Origin of the sequence: Mesorhizobium metallidurans STM 2683, from assembly GCF_000350085.1 — a bacterium.
GTDB classification, from domain to species: domain Bacteria; phylum Pseudomonadota; class Alphaproteobacteria; order Rhizobiales; family Rhizobiaceae; genus Mesorhizobium; species Mesorhizobium metallidurans.
This window is the reverse complement of record NZ_CAUM01000006.1, coordinates 1-23,815: the sequence shown is the minus strand read 5'-3', so window position 1 is coordinate 23,815 and position 23,815 is coordinate 1. Positions and strand designations below refer to the sequence as shown.

Genomic DNA, 23,815 nt, shown 5'->3' with positions numbered 1-23,815 from the left:
CTGGACCGGATCAGAAAAAACTGACCGGGCCGGATCAGAAAAAACTGACCGGGAAATAGCGCAGATAGAATTCGGCGAAGATGCCCTTCACGGAAAGCTCCTGCAACGCGTAGTCGAATGCCGCGGCCAGCATCGGATCGTCGGTCCTCGTGGCGATGGCCATGCCCGAGCCCAGATATTCCGGCGCCAGATAGGGGCCGCCGGCAAAGCGGCAGCAGCCCGCGGCATCGGAGCCGCCCAGCCAGAAGGCGAAACGCATGCCGTCGCCGAAGGCGGCATCGATCTTGCCGGCCCTGAGCTCGGCGTAGAGGTCTTCCGGCCGCTCGAATGGAATGATCTGAACGGCGCCGAAATAGTCGCGCAGCATCCGCTCATGCGCGGAGCCGGCGAGCACGCCGACGCGCTTGCCGCGCAACCTGTCGAAGATTGGTTCCGCCAGCGCTTTTGTCTTTGGCATGATGAAGCGCGCCGGAAACTGCAAATAGGAGCGCGAGAAGGCATATTTCGATCGAGACTCCGGTGTGGCGGCGATGCCGGCGATGATCGCTTCGCCTTCGCCCTTCTGCAGCGCGCCTTCGAGCTCGGCCCAGGGCAGCGCCTGGATCTGACATTTTTCGGCGATGCCGAGTTCGGCGCAGATGGCCCGCGCCAGATCGACATGGAAGCCGGACAACCTGCCTGCCCCGTCAAGGAAATTGAAAGGCGGGAAATCTGTGGCGGTCAGGAAACGCAACCGGGGCAATTTGGAGAGATCCGGCTTCGGCAGCCGCTCCTTGGCATCCCACAAGACCGGCACTTGCGGCTCCGCGGCACGCGCGGTCAGCAACTGCGCCCCCATCAATGCCAGCATCAAAACGATGGATGTCCACCGAATTGCCACGCCCCAAACTCCGTTTTGTCCCGGTTATTGGCTTTTCGTACGAAAACGGCCCAGGTACAACGGTTTTTGATTTCATCAAGCTGATTTAGGGATATGATTAGTAAGCTTGCAAATGATTGCATCGCCTCGGCTGGGGGTTAACCGTGGGCGCAGCAGCGGGGCAGCGGGTTTGCATACGGGCCGATGGCAAGGTGCAGGTTTAAGCGCCGGACCGTCGATCTCAATGCGGAAGGCAACATGGGGTAGATGTTGCGATGGGTCACTTCGATCGCACACTGGAATTCATAGATCAGCTGCAGCACGCCAACACGGCGGCGTCGGTCTGCGAAAAGCTGCTTGGCATAACCTCGGAGTTCGGCCTGACGGCACTCATGGCCGGGACGGTACCGCAGCCAGGCACCCCAAGAGGCCAGCAAAAAGATCATGTGCTGCTTTGCGAGTGGCCGGTGGAATGGCTGGAGCGCTATGTGTCGCGCAACTATGTCGACCACGACCCTGTCGTCAGCCATATGAAGCAGCTTCAGGCGCCGTTCCAGTGGCGGGAGGCCGCTCAGGGCATTCGCATCGACGAGAGCAGCGGCGAAGTGATGGGCGACGCCGGCGAATTCAAGCTGCGCGACGGACTGGCCTTCCCGCTGATTACGCTGGACGGCCAGATCGTCATGGTATCGCTGGGCGGCGAGGCCGTCGAACTGTCGGGGGCCGAATTCGGGCTGGTGTCGCTGGTGTCGACCTATGCCGTCGGCCGCGCCATGCAGCTCCACACGATGGCCAACAAGACCATCGATCACATTGAGCTGACGCCGCGCGAGCGCGAATGCATGCAATGGGCGGCCGTCGGCAAGTCCGAGTGGGAGATTTCGCAAATCCTCGGCATCTCGGAACACACGTCCGAGAAACACCTTCTTAACGCCAAGAGCAAACTCGGTGCCGTCAACCGGGTGCAGGCGGTCGCGGAAGCGATAAGGCGCGGCTATATTAGCTAGGTCGGCCGCGCCGGCCTAGAAATTCTTGCCTACGTGATCACGTAATTTTCTCGGGACAGCCCGGCCGTATCTTCCTCTTAAAACCAGGAGACGGCGAATGCTTTTTTCCCTAAATACTCAGGAATTGATGGAACGCCCCGACCTTTGGGAGGCGGTTCATCGCTTACGTTACAAGATCTTTGTCGAGGAGATGGGCTGGACCGATCTGCAGCGTCCCGATGGCCTTGAGATCGACCAGTTCGACCACGACGAAGCGGTACATCAGCTTGTCATCCGCAATGGCGAACTGGCCGGTTATCAGAGGATGTTGCCGACGACGCGGGCGCATCTTCTGACTGATGTGCTGGCGGATCTCTATGAAGGCACGCCGCCTTCGGGGCCGAATGTCTGGGAACTGACCCGTTATGCGGTGGCGCCGGGCTTTCGTGACGGCAAGCGCGGCGTGTCGACGGTCGGCACTGAGCTGATCGCCGGTTTCGTCGAGTGGGGGCTGAAGCGCAACGTCAACCAGGTGATCATCGAATTCGAGCCGATGTGGGTCCTGCGTGCGTTGCAACTGCACTTCCTGGCCACGCCGCTCGGCTACCAGCGCACTTACGGCAACCAGCAGGTCGTCGCCACGCTGCTCACCTTCAACGACCATACGCTGGACGTGGTGCGTTCGCGTCGCAACCATTACGCGCCGGTGCTGGCCAGGGGATATCCCGACATGCTCGGGATGAGGCGGGCATCGTGATGGAGACGGTCATGAACATCCACGCGCAAACCGAGTTCCGCAATCATACTCTGATTGTCACAGTGTCGTCGGACGACGGCCGGCCGGTGCTGGACAGGCGGGCCTATGAAAGCCTGGCGAGAACCTTCCACGAGGCCGCCGTCGACGATGAGGTACGGGTCGTGGTGCTGCGTGGCCTTGACGGCTGCTTCTGCCTCGGCGGCGATTTTTCCGAGTTCCTCGATGCCACCAAGCATCAACGGTTGATCGCCGCCGTCACCGACATGTTCCGCACGTTGGCGACGTTTCCAAAACCGGTCCTTGCCTGCGTCGACGGCGACGCTGTCGGTGTCGGCTGCACCATCCTGTTCCATTGCGACATGGTGCTCGCCTCTGATGAAAGCACGTTCCGGGTGCCGTTCGTCGATTTCGGCCTCGTGCCGGACGCCGCGACCAGCATTCTGGCGCCGCGGAAGCTCGGCTATGCCGGCGCCTTCCGCTTCTTCTGCCTGGGCGACACGCTCCGCGCCGAGGATGCCAAGGCGCTCGGTCTGGTCACGGAGATCGTGGCGGGCGGCAGCGTCGAGGAAGCGGCGCTTGGCAGGGCCAGGCAACTCGCCAAGAAGCCGGTCGCCGCACTGCTGCAGACGCGCGACCTGCTGAAGGGCGACACCGGTGTGCTTTGCGACCGCATCGATCAGGAGATCTCGCTTTTCCAGCAGGCTTTGCAGGACGACGTCACGCTAAAGCGGCTGCAGCGGATCGCCAGGCTGGCGGCTTGAACGGCCACGCCGAAGAGCGATCGATGGATCTGGCGCCGCGCGGCAAAGAGGCCGCGCGGCGCTTGAAATGTCAGTCCTGTTTTCCCAGGAATGACGGCCCTTCGCCGATGATCTTCTTGTCTTCGTTGCCGATGGCATCGAGGTCGCGGCCTTCATAGGGCAGCGACAGCAGGATGCGCCGGATGACGGCAAGCCGCGCGCGCCGCTTGTCGTTGGCCCGCACGATGATCCACGGCGCGAACTCCTTGTGCGTGCGTTCGAGCATCTGGTCGCGCGCCCTGGTGTAGTCGTCCCACTTCGTGATGCCGGCGACGTCGATCGGCGAGAATTTCCAGTTCTTGAGCGGGCTCCAGCGGCGATCGTGGAATCGTTCGAGCTGGGCTTCCCGGCCGATGTTCAGCCAGATCTTGAAGAAATGGATGCCCTCGTTGCAGATCATCCGTTCGAAATGCGGCGTCTCGTCCAGAAATTTCTCGTGCTGTTCCGGCGTGCAGAAACCCATCACCGGTTCGACCCCGGCGCGGTTGTACCAGGAACGGTCGAAAGTGACGAATTCTCCCGCCGTAGGGAAATGATCGACATAGCGTTGGAAATACCACTGTCCGCGTTCGGTCTCGGTCGGCTTGGTCAGCGCCACATTGCGCGCGGTGCGAGGGTTCATGTACTGGTGCAGCACGAAGATCGTGCCGCCCTTGCCGGCGGCGTCGCGTCCCTCGAACAGCACCATCACCCGCTTGCCGGTCGACTGCAGCCAGGCCTGCGCCTTGACCAGTTCGATCTGCAACCGCTCGAGCGGCTCGTCATAATCCTCGCTCTTCATTTTCTTGTCGTAGGGATAGCCGCCCGAGCTCAGCTTGTTGTCCTCGACCCAGTCGGGAAGCCCGGGATTCTCGATGTCGAACTCCCGCTCCCTGCCGTCGATCCTGATCTTCAGCGGACCTGATGCGGGTGTTGCGGGACTTTCCTGGGGCTTTTTCATCGAGACGAACCTTTCCAGCTTCGGGACTCATGCTATTGGGAGCCTTACTGCATCGGCCCGAAAATCGGAATCGATTTTCGGAAACAGGATGCCAGGGCACGAGGTGCGCGCGAATGGCTGACAATGGCTGAGATGGGCGCGGAGCAGCAAGGCGCGGCGCAAGCCATCGCTATCCGGCTGTGGAACAGCCGCTGGCTGCTTGCTGCCGGCATCGTCGCGGTTCTGGCGGTTTATTGGTTCGCAGGCATGTCCGGCTATGTGGTGCTGCTGGCCTGCGCTGTGCTGCTTGCCGCCGCGATGCTGCAAACCGACGCTGCGCGCCAGTCCGCCGAGAGCGCCGCGGCGATAGAGGCCGGTGGGCTGCAGCGGCTGTCGGGCGAATATCTGGCGGCGGCGGTTGCCGATCCGCTGATCATCTTCGACCGCACCGCCGTGATCGTCCATGCCAACGCCGCTGCCTTCGCCGCTTTTGGCGGTATCGCGCCGGGCCTGTCGCTGTCGCTCAAATTCCGCGCGCCCGAAATGCAGACCCTGCTGGACAGCATCTTATCGGGAGATGTCGCATCGGATGTCGTCGACTATACCGAAAAGCTGCCGGTCGAACGGGCCTACCGGGTGAGCGCCTCTTCGGTCGGTCACGGCACCGATCTCTATGTCCTGGTGTTCAAGGACCAGAGCGAGGCGCGCCGGATCGACCGGATGCGCGCCGATTTCATCGCCAATGCAAGCCACGAACTGCGCACCCCGTTGGCCTCGATATCGGGCTTCATCGAGACGCTGCGCGGGCCGGCCCGCAGCGATCCGGCGGCGCGCGAACAGTTTCTGCAAATCATGCAGAACCAGACCGGCCGCATGGCGCGCCTGATCGACGATCTCTTGTCGCTGTCTCGACTGGAGATGAAGCCCTATCTGAAGCCGGGAACCGAGGTCGATCTCCGCCAGACCCTCGGCAGTGTCATCGATTCGCTTGGGCCGCTTGCCAGGGAAAACGGCGTCGCCATCGAGCGGGATTTCGCGGAAGGGTCGCTCGATGTGCCAGGCGACCGGGACGAACTGTTCCAGGTTTTCGAAAACCTGCTGGAAAACGCCTGCAAATACGGACAGTCGGGCGGCCGCGTCGTGGTGTCGATCGCTCGCAGCGATGTTCCCGAACCGGGCATCGACGTCACCATCAGGGACTACGGTCCCGGCATTGCCGAAGAACACATCCCGCGCATCACCGAGCGCTTCTACCGGGTCGACGTCGAGAACAGCAGGACCCAGAAAGGCACGGGCCTCGGCCTGTCCATCGTCAAGCATATATTGACACGCCACAATGCCAGACTTTCGATCAAGTCTGAGGTTGGCAAGGGCGCAGCCTTCTCGGTTCATTTGCCGACGCGCTGACGCCGCACTATGTGCTAACTGCCGATTTCTTTTTTCTGTCATCGCGCTAGCGTATCAGCGGAGGATTCGGGAAGACGACTCAGTCTGAAGACCATGGGAAGGCATTTCATCCATGCAGTCCGTGCACATCGTCAGCGCCTATGACGAGGAGCTGAAATACCTGTCGAAGCGCATCGCCGCGATGGGCGGGCATGCCGAGCGCATGGTCGAACAGGCGATCGCGGCGCTGGTCAACGCCGATCCCGGCCTCGCCCAGAAGGTCATCCGTGACGACCTGGTTCTGGACGAGGGACAGCGCGAGATCGACGACAAGGCGATTGTCATCATCGCCAAGCGTCAGCCGATGGCGACGGATTTGCGCGAGATCGTCGGCGCGATCCGCATCTCGGCCGACCTCGAACGGGTCGGCGACCTTGGCAAGAATGTCGCCAAGCGGGTGGTTTCCGTCATCGAAGGGCGCCAGCCGACCAGCCTGTTCCGTGGCCTCGAGGCACTGGCCGACCTCGCCTTGACGCAGCTTAAGGAAGTGCTCGACGTCTACGCGTCGCGCTCGGTGGAAAAGATCGGCTTCGTGCGCGACCGCGACGACCAGATCGATGCCATGTACACCTCGCTGTTTCGCGAATTGCTGACCTATATGATGGAAGATCCGCGCAACATCACGCCTTGCACGCATCTGCTGTTCTGCGCCAAGAACATCGAGCGGATCGGCGATCACGCCACCAACATCGCCGAGACGATCTATTACATCGTCACCGGCGACCAGATGCCGGCCGAGCGGCCGAAGGGCGACAAGACGGACAAGGTCGTTCTTCCCGCAACGCTGCCGGTGAAGTGAACGCACCACCTCTCGTACGTTCTGCTAATATAGGCTAAGCTTTCCCCCCTTCCTGGTCCGAAGCCATGCATTCGGGAGGTTGCGATGGAAAACGTTCGAAACCTGACCCCAGCCCCGACGCCGACCTCCGGCATCGTCGCGTCCAGTGTCTATACCGCCGGCCGGCGCATCGCCGACATTCCGATCGAGGAAGCTGGCGAATGGGCTGGCAAGCCGGGCCATGTCGTCTGGATCGGCCTGCTGGAGCCCGACCGCAACCTGTTGCTCCGCGTCCAGGCGCAATTTCATCTGCATGAGCTGGCGATCGAGGACGCCGAGCATCCGCATCAACGGCCGAAGATCGAGCAATATGGCGATGCCTTGTTCATCGTTGCCCGCACGGCTCAACTGATCGACGGCCGCGTCACCTTCGGCGAGACGCATCTGTTCGTCGGCGCCGGCTACATCGTCAGCGTCCGGCACGGTCCATCGACCTCTTATGCCGCCGTCCGCCAGCATTGGGAAAGCTGCCCGCATTCGCTGGCCAAGGGCGAGGATTTCGTCCTCTATGCCATTCTCGATTTCATCGTCGACAACTACATGCCGGTGCTCGAGCAGATCGAGGACGAGGTCGAGGCGATCGAGGACAAGGTCTTGCTAAGGCCTATGATCGGGCCTGATATCGAGCGGCTCTATATGCTGCGCCGCGATCTGTTGCGCTTGCGCAATGCGGCGCTGCCGCTGGTGGAGGTCTGCCGCCGGCTGACCAGCGCCGACCTGCCGCAGATCCATGCGGCCATGCATCCGCTGTTCCGCGACGTGACCGATCATATCCGCACCGTCCAGGAAAAGATCGACAGCTTGCGGGAGGTTCTCGCCTTTGCTTTCGAAGCCAGCCTTCTGGTGGGCCAGAGCCAGGAAACGGCGAACACCAAGAAGCTCGCCTCGTGGGCTGCCATCTTGGCGGTGCCGACGGCGCTCGCCGGCATCTACGGCATGAATTTCGACGACATGCCGGAACTGAAGATGGAATATGGCTACCCGATCGTGCTGGCAGCGATCGCTTCGATCTGCTGTTTCCTGTACTGGCGGTTCAGGAAGAACGGCTGGTTGTGATGGTAGGGCAGTAGGGAATAGGGCAGTAGGGCAGTAGGGCAGTAGGGCAGTAGGGCAGTAGGGCAAGAAAACACATCTCAAGCGCAGCCCAAACATACTGCCCTACTGCCTTACTCCCCTATTCCCCTAACTACCTGCTCCGCCGCCGCTCCGAAGCCGGCTGGAAAGCCACGCGGGCGTGGTATTTGCAATAGGGCCCGGTTTCGGCAGCGTCATTGCCGCAGAAATGGAATTCTTCCGAAAGCGGATCGCCATTCGGCCATTTGCAGGTCCGCTCGGTCAATTCTACGAGCTGCAGATGCCGCGAGATCGGTACGACGACGTTCTCGACCGGGCGGATGTAATGACGCGCCACCGGTTCGGCGTCGAATTGCGCCTGCAACGCGGTCGCTCCGATCGACGTGGTCATATGTCGCGCCGCGCTTGCCGCCCGCGATACCGATTTCTGTACGCTCGATCCCTGCACGCTCTTCTTCTGGCGTGCCGGCGAGGCGGTCGAGCGTCCGCGGCCCGACAATTTCAGCCGGTGTACCTTGCCGATGACCGCATTGCGGCTGACGCCCCCGAGCTGTGCGGCGATCTGGCTTGCGCTCAGTCCTTCCGACCACAGTTTTCTAAGAAGTTCGACTCGCTCGTCAGTCCAGTTCATGAGACCGCGCTCCTGCTGAGGCGTGCGGCGATCGGAATCCTTTCCCGACCCGGCTCCCGCCGGGCAAACAACACCACATATACCGGGTGATTAGGTCCGCCGCACGAAATCTAGTTATTTCTCGACTACAAATACCTTATGCGCTGACTCGGTGACAAGAGTCCCAAGGGCAACACGAATCGGTTTTTTCGGTTTTCCCCAACTTGCCCGGTCGCTTATGAGCCGGCGTCTCGCTGAGGGGCTTGGCGCGCGTCCTTGCGCGACGTTTTCGTTGACTTCATGGCCGAAAAACACGATAAGCCGCAAAGGCCGCCGCTTTGGCGGCTTTTTTGATTTTCCGGTTCCGGAGAAGCATATAATGAGCGGTTCGGCGCTTTTCGAGACCTTTGCTCGCGCACCCCTGGCTTTCGACCACGGGGAAGGCACTTGGCTGGTTACCGACAAGGGCGAGCGATATCTCGATTTCGCTGGCGGCATCGCCGTGAATTCGTTGGGCCACAGCCATCCGCATCTGGTCGCCGCGCTCACCGACCAGGCGGCCAAGCTCTGGCATGTCTCCAATCTCTACGAGATTCCGCAGCAGAGACGGCTGGGTGAGCGGCTGATCGACGCCACCTTCGCCGACAAGGTGTTCTTTACCAATTCCGGCGCCGAGGCGCTGGAGTGCGCGATCAAGACGGCGCGGCGCTACCACTTCGTCAAGGGTCAACCAGAGCGCTTTCGTATTATCACCTTCGAAGGCGCTTTCCATGGCCGCACCCTGGCGACGATAGCTGCGGGCGGCCAATACAAATATCTCGAAGGATTCGGCCCCAAGGTCGAAGGCTTCGATCAGGTCGGTTTCGATGACATCGATGCCGCCGAAAAGGCGATCACGCCGGAGACGGCGGCGATCCTGATAGAGCCGGTACAGGGCGAAGGCGGCATCCGTCCGGTGCCGACACAGTCGCTGAAACGGCTGAGGCAGCTTTGCGAACAGCATGGCCTGCTGTTGATCTACGACGAGGTCCAGTGCGGCATCGGCCGCACCGGAAAACTGTTCGCGCATGAATGGTCCGGCGTCACGCCCGACATCATGGCCATCGCCAAGGGCATTGGCGGAGGCTTTCCGATGGGCGCCTGCCTGGCCACCGACGAGGCTGCGGTCGGCATGACCGCTGGCGTGCATGGCACCACCTTCGGCGGCAATCCGCTGGCGATGGCGGTCGGCAACGCCGTGCTCGACGTGGTGCTGGAAGACGGTTTCCTGGAGGATGTCCAGCGCAAGGCGCTGTTGCTGAAGCAGGGCCTGGCGGGTGTCGCCGATGAATTCCCTGATGTCATCGAGGGTATCCGGGGGACCGGACTGATGCTTGGCCTCAAATGCGCCATGCCCAACACCAAGGTGAACATGGCGCTGCGCGGCCAGCATCTGCTGACGGTTCCGGCCGGCGACAACGTCATCCGCCTGCTGCCGCCGCTCACCGTCACCGATGCCGAGATCCATGAAGCGCTCGACCGCATCCGCGCCGGTGCCCGGGGCCTGGCGGACGCCATCGCCGCGGCTGCCGCGAAGTAATCCTGGAACCAGTCCTGATGTCACTTCGCCATTTCACCGATCTCTCCGCCGTTTCCGCGGGCGACCTGCGCTTCATGCTGGACGACGCGGTGGTGCGAAAGGCGCGCCTCAAGGCCGGCGAGCGGACGAAGCCGCTCGAAGGCAAGGTGCTGGCGATGATCTTCGACAAGCCGTCGACACGCACGCGCGTCTCCTTCGACGTCGGCATGCGCCAGCTCGGCGGCGAAACCATCATGCTGACCGGCACGGAGATGCAGCTCGGCCGCTCTGAAACCATCGCCGACACCGCCAAGGTGCTGTCGCGCTATGTCGATGCGATCATGATCCGCACCACCTCGCATGAGCGGCTGCTGGAGCTGACCGAGAATGCCACCATACCCGTCATCAACGGGCTGACCGACGACACCCATCCCTGCCAGTTGATGGCCGACATCATGACCTTCGAGGAACATCGCGGTCCGGTGGCCGGCAAGACAATCGCCTGGACCGGCGACGGCAACAACGTGCTGCATTCCCTGCTGGAAGCTTCGGCGCGGTTCGCCTTCAACCTCAATGTCGCGGTGCCCGAAGGCAGTGAGCCGGGCGAGAAGCATGTCGACTGGTCGAAGCGGCATGGTGGCAGGCTGAACTTCACCCGCTCGCCCGAGGAGGCGGTCCACGAGGCCGACTGCGTCGTCACCGACTGCTGGGTGTCGATGGGCCAGGAACACCGCGCCCGCGGCCACAACGTCTTCCTGCCCTACCAGGTCAATGCGGCGCTGATGGCGAAGGCCAAGCCCGACGCGCTCTTCATGCACTGCCTGCCGGCGCATCGCGGCGAGGAGGTCACCGACGAGGTCATCGACGGGCCGCATTCGGTGGTGTTCGACGAGGCCGAGAACCGGCTTCATGCCCAGAAGGCGGTCCTGGCCTGGTGTCTGGGCGCTTGATCCGGGCCACCTTGATCTGGGAATGCGTGGTGCCTATTTCAGGCCCATCACGCAAAATGAGCGCGTTTCGACGCATGCGCCCCGCAGGGCGGCATGGCCGCGCCCCGGAGCTTTGTCATGTTGGAAACCCGTCAATTGGCTGAACATCAACCCAAACTCGGCGAATTCGGCTACGCCGGCGACGATCATGTCGTACCCTTCGAGGTCGACCCGCTCGATGTGCGCGGCCGCACCGTCCAGCTCGGGCCGATGCTCGACGCCATCCTTTCGCGTCACGATTATCCCGAGCCGGTCGCCCGTCTCCTGGCGGAAGCCTGCGTGCTGACGGTGCTGCTTGGCACCTCGCTCAAGTTCGAAGGCAAGTTCATCCTGCAGACCCGCACTGACGGGCCGGTCGACATGCTGGTCGCGGATTTTTCCACGCCGTCCGCATTGCGGGCCTACGCGCGTTTCGATGCCGACCGGCTGGAGGCGCTGACGGCCGCCGGCGAGACGTCGCAGCAGACGCTGCTCGGCAGCGGCGTGCTGGCGCTGACCATCGACCAGGGCGCCCACACGCAACGTTATCAGGGCATTGTCCAACTCGACGGCGAGACGCTGGAGGAGGCTGCGCGCACCTATTTCCGTCAGTCGGAACAGATCCCGACCGATCTCCGGCTTTCGGTGGCCAAGCTGTTGACGCCCGGCATCGGCGGCGCCCGCGAGCAGTGGCGCGCCGGTGGTATCCTGGCGCAGTTCCTGCCGCAGTCGCCCGAACGTATGCGCGTGCCCGACCTTCCGGGCGGCGACGGCGATCCGCGCGAGGAGGTCCATGACCCGGCCGACAATTCCTGGCAGGAACTGCTGGCGTTGCTCGGCACCATCGAGCCGACCGAACTGATCGATCCGACGATCGGCGCCGAGCGGCTGCTCTATCGCCTCTTCCACGAGCACGGCGTGCGTGTCTTCGGCGGCGTGCCGGTCGCCGACCAATGCTCATGCTCCAGGGACAAGATCCGTGGCATTCTCGAAGGCTTCTCCGCCGACGAGATCAGCGATAGCACCGAGGAGGGCGGCATTCACGTCGCCTGCGAATTCTGCTCGAAGCAATATGACTTTGACCCGGCGGAGTTCGCGGCGGCTCAGTGAGGGGGACGCGAAAGCGCGGATCAGTTCACCGTGCGCCGCGTGCCTGGCAAATCGAGCGAGAAGGCGGGGATGGCGATGTTGAACGTCTCGCCCCGCGCGTTGCGCATCGTGTAGTGGCCGACCATGATGCCGGACGGTGTCGGCAGCGGGCAGCCGGATGTATATTGATAGCTGTCGCCGGGGTTGAGTTCGGGCTGGTCGCCGACGACGCCGGCGCCGCGCACTTCCTCGACGCGGCCGGCGCCGTCGGTGATATGCCAATAGCGCGACAGAAGCTGCACGAATTCGTCCGACTGGTTGTCGATGGTTACGTGGTAACCCCAGACATAGCGGTTCTCCGACGGGTCCGAGCGATCTTCCAGGTAGAACGGCCTGACCAGCACTTCGATGTTGCGCGTAACGGCGCGGTACATGGACTACTCCGGTTGCTGCGGCAGGGAACATTTGTCCCGCTGCGCGGTTGAATGCGGGAGCGCGGTCCCCGTTTTGCTGGCCTTAAAGCGCACGTGCCGAAAAACAATGTCATTTAAGTGACACATGACAATGTTGGTGTGCACAGACTGTGCCGGGCGACTCGGGCGCTCTGTCGGCTACCGCATCGGCCCGAAAATCGAATTCGATTTTCGCAAAGTACGATGCGTAGACTGCGTTAGAGCATCCTTTGCGCGTCCAAATGGACGCGCGGCGCTCTAATGAAACGGCCGCGGGCGGCCTTTCCGGAGTGACCAGATCTCGATGGAACTGACTCTCGCAGCCGCCTTCGCTTCTTCAGCCCTTCTTCTTTCAAATCTCGCCAGCATCATGCTCGCCTCGTCGCGGCTGAAGGCGCGGCGGGTCATCGCTGTACCCTCCGGGAAGCAGCCGCCTCTCTCAATCGTCGTGCCGTCGCGTGGTGTAGAGCCGTTCACCGAGGAGACGCTTCAGCGCGCCTTCTCGCTCGACTGGCCGCACTACGAACTGATCTTTTGCGTCGCCCATGCCGACGACCCGGTGGTCAAGCTCATCAACGCCGCGATCGCCCGCTATCCCAATGTACCGGCGCGGCTGCTCACCGGCGATGACCGCATCAGCGCCAATCCCAAGCTCAACAACTGCGTCAAGGGCTGGGAAGCCGCACGCCACGATTGGGTCATCCTCGCCGACTCCAACGTGTTGATGCCCAAAGACTATGTCCAGCACCTGATGGCCGCCTGGCGGCCGGACACAGGCCTTGTCTGCTCGACCCCGACCGGCTCACGGCCGGATGGCTTCTGGGCCGAAGTCGAATGCGCCTTCCTCAACACGCTGCAGGCGCGCTGGCAATATGCCGGCGAGGCACTCGGCCTCGGCTTTGCCCAGGGCAAGAGCATGCTGTGGAACAAGCCGATGCTTGACGCGAACGGCGGTATCCACGCGCTCGCCGCCGAGATCGCCGAGGACGCTGCTGCGACCAAGCTGGTCAATGGGCTCGGCTTGCGCGTCAACCTCGTCGCCTCGCCCTTCGAGCAGCCGCTCGGCCAGCGCACATTTGGCGAAATCTGGTCGCGCCAGGCCCGATGGGCGCGACTGCGCCGCGTCACCTTCCCACTGTTCTTCGCGCCCGAGATATTAACCGGCGTGGCAATGCCACTGCTGTTGGCACTGGTCGCGGCGGCAAGCGCCGGTATCAGCCTGCCCACCACGGCTTTATGCGTGCTGCTGATTGCCTATGTGCCGGAATGCATGCTCGCCTGGGCCAAGGGCTGGTATCTCTCGCCACGCACCATAACCGCCATGATCGTGCGGGATGCAATGCTTCCCGCGATTTGGGCACGTGGCTGGCTGGGCGGTGCTGTCGAATGGCGTGGCAACGCCATGATCATCCGCACCAAGGCGATGACCGAGCTGGAAGAAAGCGTCTGAGCAAATCCTGTCGCCCGGCGGCTGCTATCTGGCTGATTTCAGCGCCTGCTCGACATCCGCGAGCAGATCATCCGTATCTTCAAGTCCGACCGAAAGCCTGAGCGTGCCGGGTCCGATGCCGAGTTCGGCGCGGGCTTCGTCGCTCAGATTCTTGTGCGTCGTCGTCGCCGGATGGGTGATCAGGCTCTTGGCATCGCCGAGATTGTTGGAGATCAGCACGATGTCGAGGGCGTTCTGGAAGGCGAAGGCCGCCTGCTTGCCGCCCTTGACGTCGAGGCAGATCAGCGTCGAGCCGCCTGTCATCTGCTTCTTGACGACGGCGGCCTGCGGGTGATCGGCGCGGCCGGGATAGATGACGCGGGCGATTTCCGGCCGCTCGGCGAGGAAATCCGCGATCTTGCCGGCGCTCTCCGTCTGCTGGCGCACGCGCAACGGCAGCGTCTCCAGGCCCTTCAGCAGCGTCCAGGCATTGAACGGCGACAGGCTGGGGCCGGTGTGGCGGAAATAGTCGTGCAAATTCTCGTCGATCCACTTCTTGTCTGACAAGATGACGCCGCCGAGGCACCGCCCCTGGCCGTCAATATGCTTGGTCGCCGAATAGACGACGATGTGGGCGCCGAGTTGCAACGGCTTCTGCTGCAAGGGGGTGGCAAAGACGTTGTCGACGATCAGCCGCGCCCCGATCGAATTGGCGAGCGTTGCCACGGCGGCGATGTCGACCACCTCCAGCGTCGGATTGGTCGGGCTTTCCAGGAAGAACAGCTTGGTGTTCGGCCGGACCGCCTTTTCCCAGTTGGCGATGTCGGTGCCGTCGACCAGCGTCGCCTCGATGCCGTATTTCGGCGCCAGCGTCTCGACCACCCAGCGGCAGGAGCCGAACAGCGCGCGTGCCGCCACGATATGGTCGCCGGCCCTGGCGCTGCACAGAAGGGCAGCGGTCACCGCCGACATGCCGGATGCGGTGGCGCGCGCATCCTCGGCGCCTTCGAGCGCACACATGCGCTTCTCGAACATGTCGACCGTGGGATTGGCGTAGCGCGAATAGATGAAGCCCGGTTCCTCGCCCTTGAAGCGGGCTTCCGCCGCCTGTGCCGTCTCATAGACGTAACCCTGGGTGAGGTACATTGCCTCGGACGTTTCGCCAAAGCCGGAACGCAGCGTCCCGCCATGCACGAGTGCGGTTTGAGGCTTCCAGTTGCGCTTCTTGCTTGTCATCACTTTGTTCCAGACACAAAAAACCGGCCGCGAAAGTCGCAACCGGTCCATACGGCCTTGCGGCCCGACGGTCCTTTAGCGACTTGTTTAACGTGGCTGCAAGCCGACCGGCCAAATCACCACGGGATAACGACCCTTTAGACCGGCGCCGCGCTTGCGTCAATTGCCGGCTTGATTAAGAGGTTTGTACCAAGCAGGTTCCGCAAAAGTGTTCCCCGGTTTTGCGACAAGAACCTGCGACAAAAAAGCCTCGGCGTTGGAGCGGAGCCAGCCTTTGCGGCAGACAGGCATTCTTCCCGATCAGGATATTTCCGCGCTGTTCCAGTCGGGCGCGCTGAAGGCGTCTGCGCTCGATGCCGATCAGATCCAGCCGGCGAGCCTCGATCTCAGGCTCGGCGACAAGGCCTGGCGCGTCCGCGCCTCCTTCCTGCCTGGTCCGAACCATAAGGTCGCCGAAAAGCTCGACCGGCTGAAATTACACGAGATCAGTCTTGCCGAAGGCGCGGTACTCGAAACCGGCTGCGTCTACATCGTGCCGCTGCTCGAAAGCCTGGCACTGCCTGAAAACATTTCGGCCTCGGCCAATCCGAAGAGCTCGACCGGACGGCTCGACATCTTCACCCGCGTGATGACCGATCGCGGCCATGAGTTCGACAAGATCGCCGCCGGCTATACCGGCCCACTCTATCTCGAGGTCAGCCCGCGCACCTTTCCGATCGTTGTCCGCACCGGCTCGCGGCTGTCGCAGATCAGGTTCCGCACCGGCAACGCGCTTCTGTCGGAAAGCGAGCTTAGCGACCTGCATCGCGCCGAGACGCTGGTTGCCACCGAGCCGCCGAACATTTCCGGCGGTGGCATCGCACTCTCGATCGATCTCGACGGCGACAAGGACGGGCTGGTCGGCTATCGCGGCAAGCACCACACCGGGCTGGTCGATGTCGACAAGCGCGCCGCGCAGGATGTCGTCGATTTCTGGGAGCCGCTCTACAAGAGCGGCGCCGGCGAGCTGGTGCTCGATCCGGACGAATTCTACATCCTCGTCAGCCAGGAGGCGGTGCATGTGCCGCCGCTCTACGCCGCGGAGATGACGCCCTTCGATCCGCTGGTCGGCGAATTTCGCGTCCACTATGCCGGTTTTTTCGATCCGGGCTTTGGCCATTCGGCGGCCGGCGGCACCGGCAGCCGGGCGGTGCTCGAAGTGCGCAGCCATGAAGTGCCGTTCATCCTCGACCACGGCCAGATCGTCGGGCGTCTGGTCTACGAGCATATGCTGAAGCGGCCGCAGGCGCTCTACGGCACCGACCTCGGCTCGAACTACCAGGCACAGGGCCTGAAACTGTCCAAGCATTTCCGCGCCGCGCGCTGATCCTTCCGCAACCTCAGACTGCGCTTGCCTGACCGGGCGCGCCATGCTTGGCTATGCCAACCCGTCAAATTGACCAGCTGCAAGGGGAACAAAAAATGCGGATTTCGAGATGGATCATATCGGCAGCGGCGGCTGCCATGCTGGTGGCCGGCGCCGGCCTCTCCTCGGCGCCGGCACAGGAAAAACTGAAGATCGGCACCGAGGGAGCCTATCCGCCGTTCAATACCATCACAGCGGACGGCAAGCTGGTCGGCTTCGATATCGACATCGCCGATGCGCTTTGCGCTCAGATGAAGGTCGAATGCGAACTCGTCACCCAGGACTGGGACGGCATGATCCCGGCGCTCCAGGCCAAGAAGTTCGACGCCATCATCGCCTCGATGAGCATCACCGAGGAGCGCAAGAAGCAGGTCTCCTTCACCAACAAATATTATACGACGCCACTTTCGCTGGTGGCGCTGAAGGACACCGACATCACCTCGACCGAGGCCGCGGCGCTCGACGGCAAGACGGTGGGGGCGCAGGCCTCCACGACCCAGGCCGACTATGCCCAGAACGTCTATGGCAAGGCCGGCGCCGAGTCGAAGCTCTATCCGACCCAGGAAGAGGCGATCACCGACCTCATGAACGGCCGTCTCGACGCCGTCCTCTCGGACAAGTTCGTGCTGATGGACTGGATGAAGAAGGCGAGCGACGGTTGCTGCAAGATGGTCGGCGACGTCAAGGGCACCGAGACCGAAGCCGGCATCGCCGTGCGCAAGGAAGACAATGCGCTGCGCGAAAAGCTCAACGCGGCAATAGACGCCATCGTCGCCGACGGCACCTACAAGAAAATCCAGGCCAAATATTTCGACTTCGATATCTATTGAGAGGTCGAAGCGTGATCTCCCCTACAAGGGCCTACAAGGGGGAGATCACGCTGTCATTGCCCCGCTTAAAGCGCCTTCACCGCCACCTTCACCGGCTTTTCGATTTCGAGCGGATTGCGCAGCGGCAGGCCGAAATCCCCGGCCTCGATCTCGAAGACGTCGCCGGCCTCGGTCCGGATGCCGTCGGCGAAGGACAGCGTCGCCGTGCCGAACATGTGCACATGCACGTCGCCCGGCTGGCGGAAGGCCGAATATTTGAAATGGTGGTGCTCTAGATTGGCAATGGTGTGCGACATGTTCGCCTCGCCCGACAGGAACGGCTTTTCCCAAAGCAGCTTGCCGTCGCGAAGGATGCGCGAGGAGCCCTTGATGTCGGACGGCAGGTCGCCGATCAGGATCTCCGGCCCGAACGAGGCATTGCGCAGCTTGGAATGCGCGAGGAACAGATAGTTCACGCGTTCGGTGACATGGTCTGAAAACTCGTTCGACAGCGTGAAACCGACGCGGAACGGCGCGCCGTCGTCGCCGATGACGTAGATGCCGGCGATTTCCGGCTCCTCGCCGGCATCCTGGGCGAAAGCGGGCGACATCAGTGCCGCGCCAGGCGCCACCGCCATCGTGCCATTGCCCTTGTAGAACCATTCGGGCTGCACGCCCATCTGGCCCTTGGCCGGCTTGCCGCCTTCCAGCCCCATGCGGAACATCTTCATGGAATCGGTGAGCTGTTCTGCGCCATCGGTATTGAGCTTCTTGTGCATGGAATCGCGGGTTGCCGCGGAGCCAAGATGCGTCAGCCCGGTGCCGGTGAGATGGAGATGCGCGGGATCGGGATGGTTGATCGGCGACAACAGCCGTCCCTTCTTGTAGGCGGCATCGAGGTCGACCGCTTCACCGAACCCCTTGCGCTCGATGAGGGCGGCGAGGCCGGTACCGGTGCGGGCGGCCTCCATCGCCAGCGAATAGACGCTGCGGGCGCCGTTGATGATCCGGGTCTTGCCGCCATTGCGGGCAACGACGCGGATCGTCTCGGCGTCGTCGAGGATCTGGGAGATCAGCATGATGTACCCTCTCTAGAATTGCCTTGGCGGCCTGCCGGTTCCGGCAAACCCTTCCAAGCGCGACCCGGACCAGGTCCGCGCCACGGGTGAAATTCTTCGTCCGGATTGCGCTCGCTGGCCTGGTCTCTCAGGAGACTTCTTCGCACCGGCCTCTTGCCGGCAGCCGCGATGTGACCCGTATGGTTTCCTCGTCCGGCCAGGTTTTTCCCGGCTCAACCCTTGTTCTTGTTGTAGACGTCGAAGACCACGGCGCCGAGCAGCACCAGGCCTTTCACAACCTGCTGCCAGTCGACATTGACGCCCATGATCGACATGCCGTTGTTCATGACGCCCATGATGAAACCGCCGACCACCGCGCCGATGACCTGGCCGACGCCGCCCATGGCCGAAGCGCCGCCGATGAACACGGCGGCGATGACGTCGAGCTCGCTGCCAAGGCCCGCCGCCGGCACGGCCTGCCCCAGCCGCGCCGCGATGATCAGGCCGCCAAGCGCCGACAGCACGCCCATATTGATGAACACCATCAAGGTCAGCCGTTCGGTCTTGATACCCGATAGCTGCGCCGCCTTTGCATTGCCGCCCATCGCATAGATACGGCGGCCGATCGTCATGCGTTTGGTGACGAAGACGAACAGGGCGATCAGCACGCCCATCACCATGAGGACGATCGGCAGGCCTCTGTAGGTGGCGAACTGGTAGACCAGGAACAGCGCCAGAGCGCTGGTCACCAGGGTCTTGACGACGAACAGCGTGAAGGGTTCGGCTTCGTAGCCATGCCGCTCGCGGCTGCGCCGTGCCCTGAGCCCGAAATAGGCATAGGCGAGCACGGCGATCAGGCCGATCACGATCGTCGTCATGTGCAGCGTCAGCCCGCTGCCGACAATGGTCTTGCCGGCGGCATTCACGACCGGCGGGATCAGCGTCAACGAGCCGATCACGTCGGGAATGAAGCCGGAGCTGAGCGCCTTGAAGCCGTCCGGAAGCGGCCCCACGGAAGACCCGCCGCCCAGCAGCGCCTGGCAGATGCCGCGGAAGATCAGCATCCCCGCCAGCGTGACGATGAAGCTCGGTATTCGGTGATAGGCAATCCAGTAGCCTTGAGCCGCGCCGATCGCGCCACCCACGATCAGGCAGATGATCGACACCACCAGCGGATTGCTCAAAGGGCCGAGCGGCCAGATGACCATCATCATCGCCGCCAGCGCGCCGATGAAGCCGGCGACGGAGCCGACGCTGAGATCGATATGGCCGGAGACGATCACCAGAAGCATGCCCAGCGCCATCACGATGATGAAACTGTTCTGCTGCACCAGATTGCTCAGGTTGACCGGCTTGAACAGCGTTCCCGACGTCGTGAACTGGAAGAACACCATGATGGCGATCAGCGCCAGGATCAGGCCGTATTCGCGCAGATTGGTGACCAGCGCCGAGACGGCAACGCGCGGCCTCTGGTCTACGTCTTCGGCGACGCCGGTTTTCGGCGCGGGAGCGCTTTCGGTGCTCATGATGCTTTTCCTTCTCCGCGGACGATGGCGCGCATGATTTTTTCCTGACTTGCGTCGCTTGCGGCCATTTCTCCCACGATGCGTCCTTCATTCATGACGTAGATGCGGTCGGTGATGCCGAGCAGTTCGGGCATTTCCGACGAAATGACGATGATCGCCTTACCCTCCGAGGCGAGACGCGCGATGATCGTATAGATTTCATATTTGGCGCCGACGTCGATGCCGCGCGTCGGCTCGTCGAGGATCAGCACTTCCGGATTGGCGAAGAGCCACTTCGACAGCACCACCTTCTGCTGGTTGCCGCCCGACAGATTGCCCGTCATCTGATAGACGCTGGACGAGCGGATGTTGGTCTTGGCCTTGTATTCGTTGGCGACGGCGAGTTCGCGCAGATCGTCGATCACGCTGTGACGCGACACACCGCCCAGATTGGCCAGCGTGATGTTGTGCTTGATATGATCGATCAGGTTGAGGCCGTAGGTCTTGCGGTCCTCGGTGACGTAGGCGATGCCTTGTTCCACCGCCTTGCTCACCGAGGAGACATCGATCGGCTTGCCCTTGAGCAGCACCTCGCCACTGATGCGGCGGCCGTAGGAGCGGCCGAACAGGCTCATGGCGAATTCGGTCCGTCCGGCGCCCATCAGCCCGGCGATGCCGACCACCTCGCCCTTGCGGACGTTGATGTCGATGCCCTTGATCACCTGCCGCTCGGCATGGATCGGGTGATAGACCGACCAGTTCTTCACCTGGAGCACGACCTCGCCGATCTTCGGCTCGCGCGGCGGATAGCGGTCGTCGAGCGAGCGGCCGACCATCGAGGTGATGATGCGGTCTTCCGAGATGTCTTGCTTGGTCAGCGTTTCGATCGTCCGCCCGTCGCGGATGATGGTGACCTTGTCGGCGACCCGGTTGACCTCGTTGAGCTTGTGCGAGATCAGGATCGAGGTGATGCCTTGCCGCTTGAATTCGAGCAACAGATCGAGCAGCGCCTGGCTGTCCCTTTCGGACAGGCTCGCCGTCGGCTCGTCGAGGATCAGCAGCTTCACTTCCTTGCTCAGCGCCTTGGCGATCTCGACCAGCTGCTGCTTGCCGACGCCGATATTGGTGATCAGCGTCTTGGGATCCTCCTTGAGGCCCACTTTCTTGAGCAGGGCGCTGGTGCGCGTCTCGTTGGCATTCCAGTCGATGACGCCGTATCTGGCGTGTTCGTTGCCAAGGAAAATGTTTTCCGCGATCGACAGCATCGGCACCAGCGCAAGTTCCTGGTGGATGATGACGATGCCCTTGTGTTCGCTGTCGTGGATGCCTTTGAAATGGCATTCCTCGCCACGGTAGACGATCGCGCCGTCATAGGTGCCGGACGCATACACGCCCGACAGCACCTTCATCAGCGTCGACTTGCCGGCGCCGTTCTCTCCGACCACGGCGTGGATCTCGCCTTCTTCGACGCGCAGATTGACGTTGGACAGCGCCTTCACGCCGGGGAACGTCTTGGTGATGTCGCGCATCTCCAAAATCGTCGAGGTCATCAGGAATTGAGCTCCTCCGAGATCGGCAAACATACCGGGCTCGCTGGTTAACGAAAAGGGGCCCTGCGTGGCGCAGGACCCCAGACTTTGCGACCGGGATTACTTCAGCTCGTCAGCCTTGATGTAGCCGGAGTCGACCACCAGCGCCTGGTAGTTCGACTTGTCGACCTCATACGGCGTCAGCAGGATCGAGGGAACGACCTTGACGTCGTTGTTGTAGGTCGTGGTGTCGAGGCCGTCCGGCTTGCCGCCCGAGAGCACCTTGTCGACGAGTTCGACGGTAGCCTTGGCCAGTTCGCGGGTGTCCTTGAACACGGTCGAATACTGCTCGCCGGCGATGATCGCCTTGACCGAAGCGGTTTCGGCGTCCTGGCCGGTCACCACGGGCCATGGCTGGTCGGCGGTGCCGTAGCCGACAGCGCGCAGCGAGGCGATGATGCCGCGCGACAGGCCGTCATAGGGCGAAAGCACGCCGTCGACGCGGCTGCCGTCCGAGTAATTGGCGGAGAGCAGGTTGTCCATGCGGGCCTGGGCGGTCGCGGCCAGCCAGCGCAGCGTGCCGACCTTGTCCATGCCCATCTGGCCGGACTTCACGACCAGCGTCTTGTCGTCGATAAGCGGCTGCAGCACCGACATAGCGCCGTTGTAGAAGAAGAAGGCGTTGTTGTCGTCCGGCGAACCGCCGAACAGCTCGACGTTGAACGGACCCTTCTTCTCCGGATAGCCGAGGCCCTTGAGCAGCGATTTGGCCTGGATGACGCCGACGCCGAAATTGTCGAAGGTGGTATAGTAGTCGACATTGGCCGTCTTCTTGATCAGGCGGTCATAAGCGACGACGACGACACCGGCGTCAGCGGCCTTCTGCAGCGCGTCCGACATGGTGGTGCCGTCGATCGAGGCGATGATCAGCGCCTTCGGGCCCTTGGTGATTTCGTTTTCCAGCTGGCTGAGCTGGTTCGGAATGTCGTCCTGCGCGTATTGCAGGTCGACCGTGTAGCCGAGCGCCTCGAGCTGGGACTTGACGGCGTCGCCGTCATTGATCCAGCGCTGCGAGGTCTTGGTCGGCATCAGCACGCCGACCAGGCCTTCGCCTGCCTGCGCAGGCAGCGTCATGGCCGCGATGCCAAGGGCCGCGACGGCGGCCAGTGTCTTGATGATTTTCACAGTAACTCTCCCTGGTTGATGGACGCGACACCTCGGGGCTTCGCGGGCCGCGCAGTCGAGCAGAAGCGCAAGCGCCGCTGTCGTCTATCGATCTCCGGTATCCTCCCAATCGGCCCCGGTACGCTTGTTTCAATCGATACGATTTTTCTCGTCATCGACCGACACGTCTCGGGACGCGCGGAGGGTGTGTCCCTTTGACATAACTGTCAAATGCGATCTCTGATGGTTGCTATATCGAAACTGATATATGGCTGAAGCAGTCCGAAACATTGGCGGAAGCTGGCGAAGATCATGGCGGCATTGCGGAATCCTGCTGGAATTTCCAGCAGTTACGACGACCTTCCGGGCGACGGCGAAACCTTGTTGCGCAGCGGCTTGAGCCTGCGCCACATGCGCATGATCGCCGCACTCGACGATCACGGCCGGGTGAGCGCCGCGGCGCAGGTGATGAATATCTCGCAGCCCGCCGCCTCGCGCATGATCGCCGAGATGGAAGCGGTGCTCGACGTCAAACTGTGCGAAAGGCTGCCGCGCGGCATCACGCTGACGCCCTACGGCAAGGCATTGGCCAGGCGCGCACGCTCGATCCTGCTCGAGATGCGTGAGGTCGACCGCGAGATTTCAGAACTCAAGGCCGGCAAGGGCGGCTCGGTGTTCCTCGGCGCGGTGACGGCGCCGGCGATCGAGCTGGCCGTGCCGGCGATCCGCGAAATCCGCCGCATCTATCCGCGCATCGAGATCAACATGCAGGTCGAGACCTCCAATGTGCTGGCGCGCGAGCTTATCGCCACGCGTCACGATTTCATCATCGCGCGCATCCCCGACGACCTCAACCCGCGGCTGTTCGAGTCGCGCGTCATCGGCGTCGAGAAAGCCTGCCTGATCGTGCGCCGCGGCCACCCGCTGAGCAAGGGCAAGGCGGTGCGGCTGGAGGAGACCGCCGCCTATGACTGGGTTTTCCAGTCGGGCGGCTCGCCGCTGCGCCAGGCGATGGAAAGCAATTTCCTGAACCGCAACATCGCTTTGCCGGACCGTATCCTCAACACCAGCTCGCTGCTGCTCACCCTGGTCATGGTCGCGCAGTCGGACGCGATCGCGCCAGTGTCGATCCAGGTGGCGAAGTTCATCCAGAACCCCGAGGGACTGGCAGGCGCCATCGACGTCGTCCAGACCGAGTTCGACATCGAGGTCAGGCCCTATAGCCTGATCACGGTGAAGAACCGCGTGCTGTCGCCGGCCGCCAAGATGCTGCACGATTTCATTTTGCGGGAGGTGGGTTGAAGCGCACTAAGGACAGTCGTCA

General features: G+C 62.5%; 22 protein-coding genes and 1 riboswitch. Of the genes, 13 read left to right on the top strand and 9 right to left on the bottom strand.

The features are described 5' to 3' along the window. Window positions 1–34 precede the first annotated feature (34 nt). Window positions 35–880, bottom strand: a complete 846-nt coding sequence (locus tag MESS2_RS01025) for a transporter substrate-binding domain-containing protein (protein ID WP_083918316.1) — start codon at window positions 878–880, stop codon at window positions 35–37. Between the two features lie 254 nt (window positions 881–1,134). Here MESS2_RS01025 and MESS2_RS01020 point away from each other — a divergent pair, with 254 nt between their 5' ends. From MESS2_RS01020 to MESS2_RS01010, 3 genes are all read left to right on the top strand, one after another. Continuing rightward, entirely contained in the window at window positions 1,135–1,866 is a 732-nt protein-coding gene (locus MESS2_RS01020; RefSeq protein ID WP_008872160.1) for a helix-turn-helix transcriptional regulator, read from the top strand. A 97-nt stretch (window positions 1,867–1,963) separates the two neighbouring features. Continuing rightward, window positions 1,964–2,602 (top strand): acyl-homoserine-lactone synthase, encoded by a 639-nt coding sequence (locus tag MESS2_RS01015; RefSeq protein WP_008872159.1) that lies wholly within the window; start codon window positions 1,964–1,966, stop codon window positions 2,600–2,602. Between the two features lie 11 nt (window positions 2,603–2,613). Then, entirely contained in the window at window positions 2,614–3,363 is a 750-nt protein-coding gene (locus tag MESS2_RS01010; RefSeq protein WP_083918321.1) for an enoyl-CoA hydratase-related protein, read from the top strand. Between the two features lie 70 nt (window positions 3,364–3,433). On the opposite strand, the gene ppk2 is transcribed toward MESS2_RS01010, so the two are convergent. Next, window positions 3,434–4,342: a polyphosphate kinase 2 gene (ppk2, locus tag MESS2_RS01005; RefSeq protein WP_008872157.1), complete on the bottom strand. Its 909-nt coding sequence runs from the start codon at window positions 4,340–4,342 to the stop codon at window positions 3,434–3,436. 123 nt (window positions 4,343–4,465) lie between these two features. Between ppk2 and MESS2_RS01000 the strand changes: the two genes are divergently transcribed. The 3 genes from MESS2_RS01000 to MESS2_RS00990 all read left to right on the top strand — a co-directional run bounded on the left by MESS2_RS01000 (window position 4,466) and on the right by MESS2_RS00990 (window position 7,661). Then, window positions 4,466–5,728 carry an ATP-binding protein gene (locus MESS2_RS01000; protein WP_040591757.1) on the top strand — a complete coding sequence of 421 codons (1,263 nt, stop codon included), beginning with the start codon at window positions 4,466–4,468 and terminating at the stop codon, window positions 5,726–5,728. A gap of 112 nt (window positions 5,729–5,840) precedes the next feature. Next, window positions 5,841–6,566, top strand: coding sequence for a phosphate signaling complex protein PhoU (gene phoU, locus MESS2_RS00995; RefSeq protein ID WP_008872155.1), 726 nt, complete (start codon window positions 5,841–5,843; stop codon window positions 6,564–6,566). 84 nt (window positions 6,567–6,650) lie between these two features. Further along, complete coding sequence (locus tag MESS2_RS00990) at window positions 6,651–7,661, top strand: magnesium and cobalt transport protein CorA (RefSeq protein ID WP_008872154.1); 1,011 nt, start codon at window positions 6,651–6,653, stop codon at window positions 7,659–7,661. Between the two features lie 130 nt (window positions 7,662–7,791). Here MESS2_RS00990 and MESS2_RS00985 read toward each other — a convergent pair whose 3' ends face one another. Beyond that, on the bottom strand, window positions 7,792–8,310 hold the full coding sequence (locus MESS2_RS00985; RefSeq protein ID WP_008872153.1) for a GcrA family cell cycle regulator: 519 nt from the start codon (window positions 8,308–8,310) through the stop codon (window positions 7,792–7,794). Between the two features lie 358 nt (window positions 8,311–8,668). On the opposite strand from MESS2_RS00985, the gene MESS2_RS00980 reads away from it, so the two are divergent. The 3 genes from MESS2_RS00980 to MESS2_RS00970 all read left to right on the top strand — a co-directional run bounded on the left by MESS2_RS00980 (window position 8,669) and on the right by MESS2_RS00970 (window position 11,925). Continuing rightward, entirely contained in the window at window positions 8,669–9,868 is a 1,200-nt protein-coding gene (locus tag MESS2_RS00980; RefSeq protein WP_008872152.1) for an aspartate aminotransferase family protein, read from the top strand. A 17-nt stretch (window positions 9,869–9,885) separates the two neighbouring features. Then, window positions 9,886–10,797 carry an ornithine carbamoyltransferase gene (argF, locus tag MESS2_RS00975; protein WP_008872151.1) on the top strand — a complete coding sequence of 304 codons (912 nt, stop codon included), beginning with the start codon at window positions 9,886–9,888 and terminating at the stop codon, window positions 10,795–10,797. A 93-nt stretch (window positions 10,798–10,890) separates the two neighbouring features. Next, window positions 10,891–11,925: an Hsp33 family molecular chaperone gene (locus MESS2_RS00970; protein ID WP_083918315.1), complete on the top strand. Its 1,035-nt coding sequence runs from the start codon at window positions 10,891–10,893 to the stop codon at window positions 11,923–11,925. 20 nt (window positions 11,926–11,945) lie between these two features. Here the strand turns inward: MESS2_RS00970 and apaG are convergent, their stop codons facing one another. Then, window positions 11,946–12,338 carry a Co2+/Mg2+ efflux protein ApaG gene (gene apaG, locus MESS2_RS00965; protein ID WP_008872149.1) on the bottom strand — a complete coding sequence of 131 codons (393 nt, stop codon included), beginning with the start codon at window positions 12,336–12,338 and terminating at the stop codon, window positions 11,946–11,948. A gap of 322 nt (window positions 12,339–12,660) precedes the next feature. Here apaG and MESS2_RS00960 point away from each other — a divergent pair, with 322 nt between their 5' ends. Then, complete coding sequence (locus MESS2_RS00960) at window positions 12,661–13,806, top strand: ceramide glucosyltransferase (protein WP_008872148.1); 1,146 nt, start codon at window positions 12,661–12,663, stop codon at window positions 13,804–13,806. 24 nt (window positions 13,807–13,830) lie between these two features. Here MESS2_RS00960 and MESS2_RS00955 read toward each other — a convergent pair whose 3' ends face one another. Continuing rightward, entirely contained in the window at window positions 13,831–15,021 is a 1,191-nt protein-coding gene (locus MESS2_RS00955; protein ID WP_008872147.1) for an O-succinylhomoserine sulfhydrylase, read from the bottom strand. A gap of 55 nt (window positions 15,022–15,076) precedes the next feature. Then, window positions 15,077–15,154, bottom strand: a riboswitch (SAM riboswitch). A 141-nt stretch (window positions 15,155–15,295) separates the two neighbouring features. Here MESS2_RS00955 and MESS2_RS00950 point away from each other — a divergent pair. Beyond that, the gene (locus tag MESS2_RS00950; RefSeq protein WP_008872146.1) at window positions 15,296–16,387 is read left to right on the top strand and encodes a 2'-deoxycytidine 5'-triphosphate deaminase; all 1,092 of its coding nucleotides are present in this window, start codon (window positions 15,296–15,298) and stop codon (window positions 16,385–16,387) included. 95 nt (window positions 16,388–16,482) lie between these two features. Then, window positions 16,483–17,256, top strand: a complete 774-nt coding sequence (locus MESS2_RS00945; RefSeq protein WP_008872145.1) for an ABC transporter substrate-binding protein — start codon at window positions 16,483–16,485, stop codon at window positions 17,254–17,256. A gap of 65 nt (window positions 17,257–17,321) precedes the next feature. On the opposite strand, the gene araD1 is transcribed toward MESS2_RS00945, so the two are convergent. From araD1 to chvE, 4 genes are all read right to left on the bottom strand, one after another. Continuing rightward, entirely contained in the window at window positions 17,322–18,314 is a 993-nt protein-coding gene (araD1, locus tag MESS2_RS00940; protein ID WP_008872144.1) for an AraD1 family protein, read from the bottom strand. 212 nt (window positions 18,315–18,526) lie between these two features. Beyond that, entirely contained in the window at window positions 18,527–19,819 is a 1,293-nt protein-coding gene (gene mmsB, locus MESS2_RS00935; protein WP_008872143.1) for a multiple monosaccharide ABC transporter permease, read from the bottom strand. Beyond that, entirely contained in the window at window positions 19,816–21,348 is a 1,533-nt protein-coding gene (gene mmsA / locus MESS2_RS00930; protein ID WP_040591754.1) for a multiple monosaccharide ABC transporter ATP-binding protein, read from the bottom strand. The genes mmsB and mmsA overlap by 4 nt, the downstream gene beginning before the upstream one ends. A 99-nt stretch (window positions 21,349–21,447) precedes the next feature. After that, the gene (gene chvE / locus MESS2_RS00925) at window positions 21,448–22,512 is read right to left on the bottom strand and encodes a multiple monosaccharide ABC transporter substrate-binding protein (RefSeq protein WP_008872141.1); all 1,065 of its coding nucleotides are present in this window, start codon (window positions 22,510–22,512) and stop codon (window positions 21,448–21,450) included. A gap of 291 nt (window positions 22,513–22,803) precedes the next feature. Between chvE and MESS2_RS00920 the strand changes: the two genes are divergently transcribed. Then, entirely contained in the window at window positions 22,804–23,793 is a 990-nt protein-coding gene (locus tag MESS2_RS00920; protein ID WP_008872139.1) for a LysR family transcriptional regulator, read from the top strand. Window positions 23,794–23,815: the final 22 nt, after the last annotated feature.

Excerpts from the sequence above, each read along its gene's own strand:
- ppk2 (WP_008872157.1), bottom strand. The coding sequence starts at position 4,342 with ATGAAAAAGCCCCAGGAAAGTCCCGCAACACCCGCATCAGGTCCGCTG.
- MESS2_RS00985 (WP_008872153.1), bottom strand. The coding sequence starts at position 8,310 with ATGAACTGGACTGACGAGCGAGTCGAACTTCTTAGAAAACTGTGGTCG.
- mmsB (WP_008872143.1), bottom strand. The coding sequence starts at position 19,819 with ATGAGCACCGAAAGCGCTCCCGCGCCGAAAACCGGCGTCGCCGAAGAC.
- MESS2_RS00980 (WP_008872152.1), top strand. The coding sequence starts at position 8,669 with ATGAGCGGTTCGGCGCTTTTCGAGACCTTTGCTCGCGCACCCCTGGCT.
- MESS2_RS00955 (WP_008872147.1), bottom strand. The coding sequence starts at position 15,021 with ATGACAAGCAAGAAGCGCAACTGGAAGCCTCAAACCGCACTCGTGCAT.
- MESS2_RS00945 (WP_008872145.1), top strand. The coding sequence starts at position 16,483 with ATGCGGATTTCGAGATGGATCATATCGGCAGCGGCGGCTGCCATGCTG.
- MESS2_RS01000 (WP_040591757.1), top strand. The coding sequence starts at position 4,466 with ATGGCTGAGATGGGCGCGGAGCAGCAAGGCGCGGCGCAAGCCATCGCT.
- MESS2_RS00960 (WP_008872148.1), top strand. The coding sequence starts at position 12,661 with ATGGAACTGACTCTCGCAGCCGCCTTCGCTTCTTCAGCCCTTCTTCTT.
- mmsA (WP_040591754.1), bottom strand. The coding sequence starts at position 21,348 with ATGACCTCGACGATTTTGGAGATGCGCGACATCACCAAGACGTTCCCC.
- MESS2_RS00970 (WP_083918315.1), top strand. The coding sequence starts at position 10,891 with ATGGCCGCGCCCCGGAGCTTTGTCATGTTGGAAACCCGTCAATTGGCT.
- argF (WP_008872151.1), top strand. The coding sequence starts at position 9,886 with ATGTCACTTCGCCATTTCACCGATCTCTCCGCCGTTTCCGCGGGCGAC.
- phoU (WP_008872155.1), top strand. The coding sequence starts at position 5,841 with ATGCAGTCCGTGCACATCGTCAGCGCCTATGACGAGGAGCTGAAATAC.
- MESS2_RS01015 (WP_008872159.1), top strand. The coding sequence starts at position 1,964 with ATGCTTTTTTCCCTAAATACTCAGGAATTGATGGAACGCCCCGACCTT.
- MESS2_RS01010 (WP_083918321.1), top strand. The coding sequence starts at position 2,614 with ATGAACATCCACGCGCAAACCGAGTTCCGCAATCATACTCTGATTGTC.
- apaG (WP_008872149.1), bottom strand. The coding sequence starts at position 12,338 with ATGTACCGCGCCGTTACGCGCAACATCGAAGTGCTGGTCAGGCCGTTC.
- araD1 (WP_008872144.1), bottom strand. The coding sequence starts at position 18,314 with ATGCTGATCTCCCAGATCCTCGACGACGCCGAGACGATCCGCGTCGTT.
- MESS2_RS00990 (WP_008872154.1), top strand. The coding sequence starts at position 6,651 with ATGGAAAACGTTCGAAACCTGACCCCAGCCCCGACGCCGACCTCCGGC.
- MESS2_RS01020 (WP_008872160.1), top strand. The coding sequence starts at position 1,135 with ATGGGTCACTTCGATCGCACACTGGAATTCATAGATCAGCTGCAGCAC.
- MESS2_RS00920 (WP_008872139.1), top strand. The coding sequence starts at position 22,804 with ATGGCGGCATTGCGGAATCCTGCTGGAATTTCCAGCAGTTACGACGAC.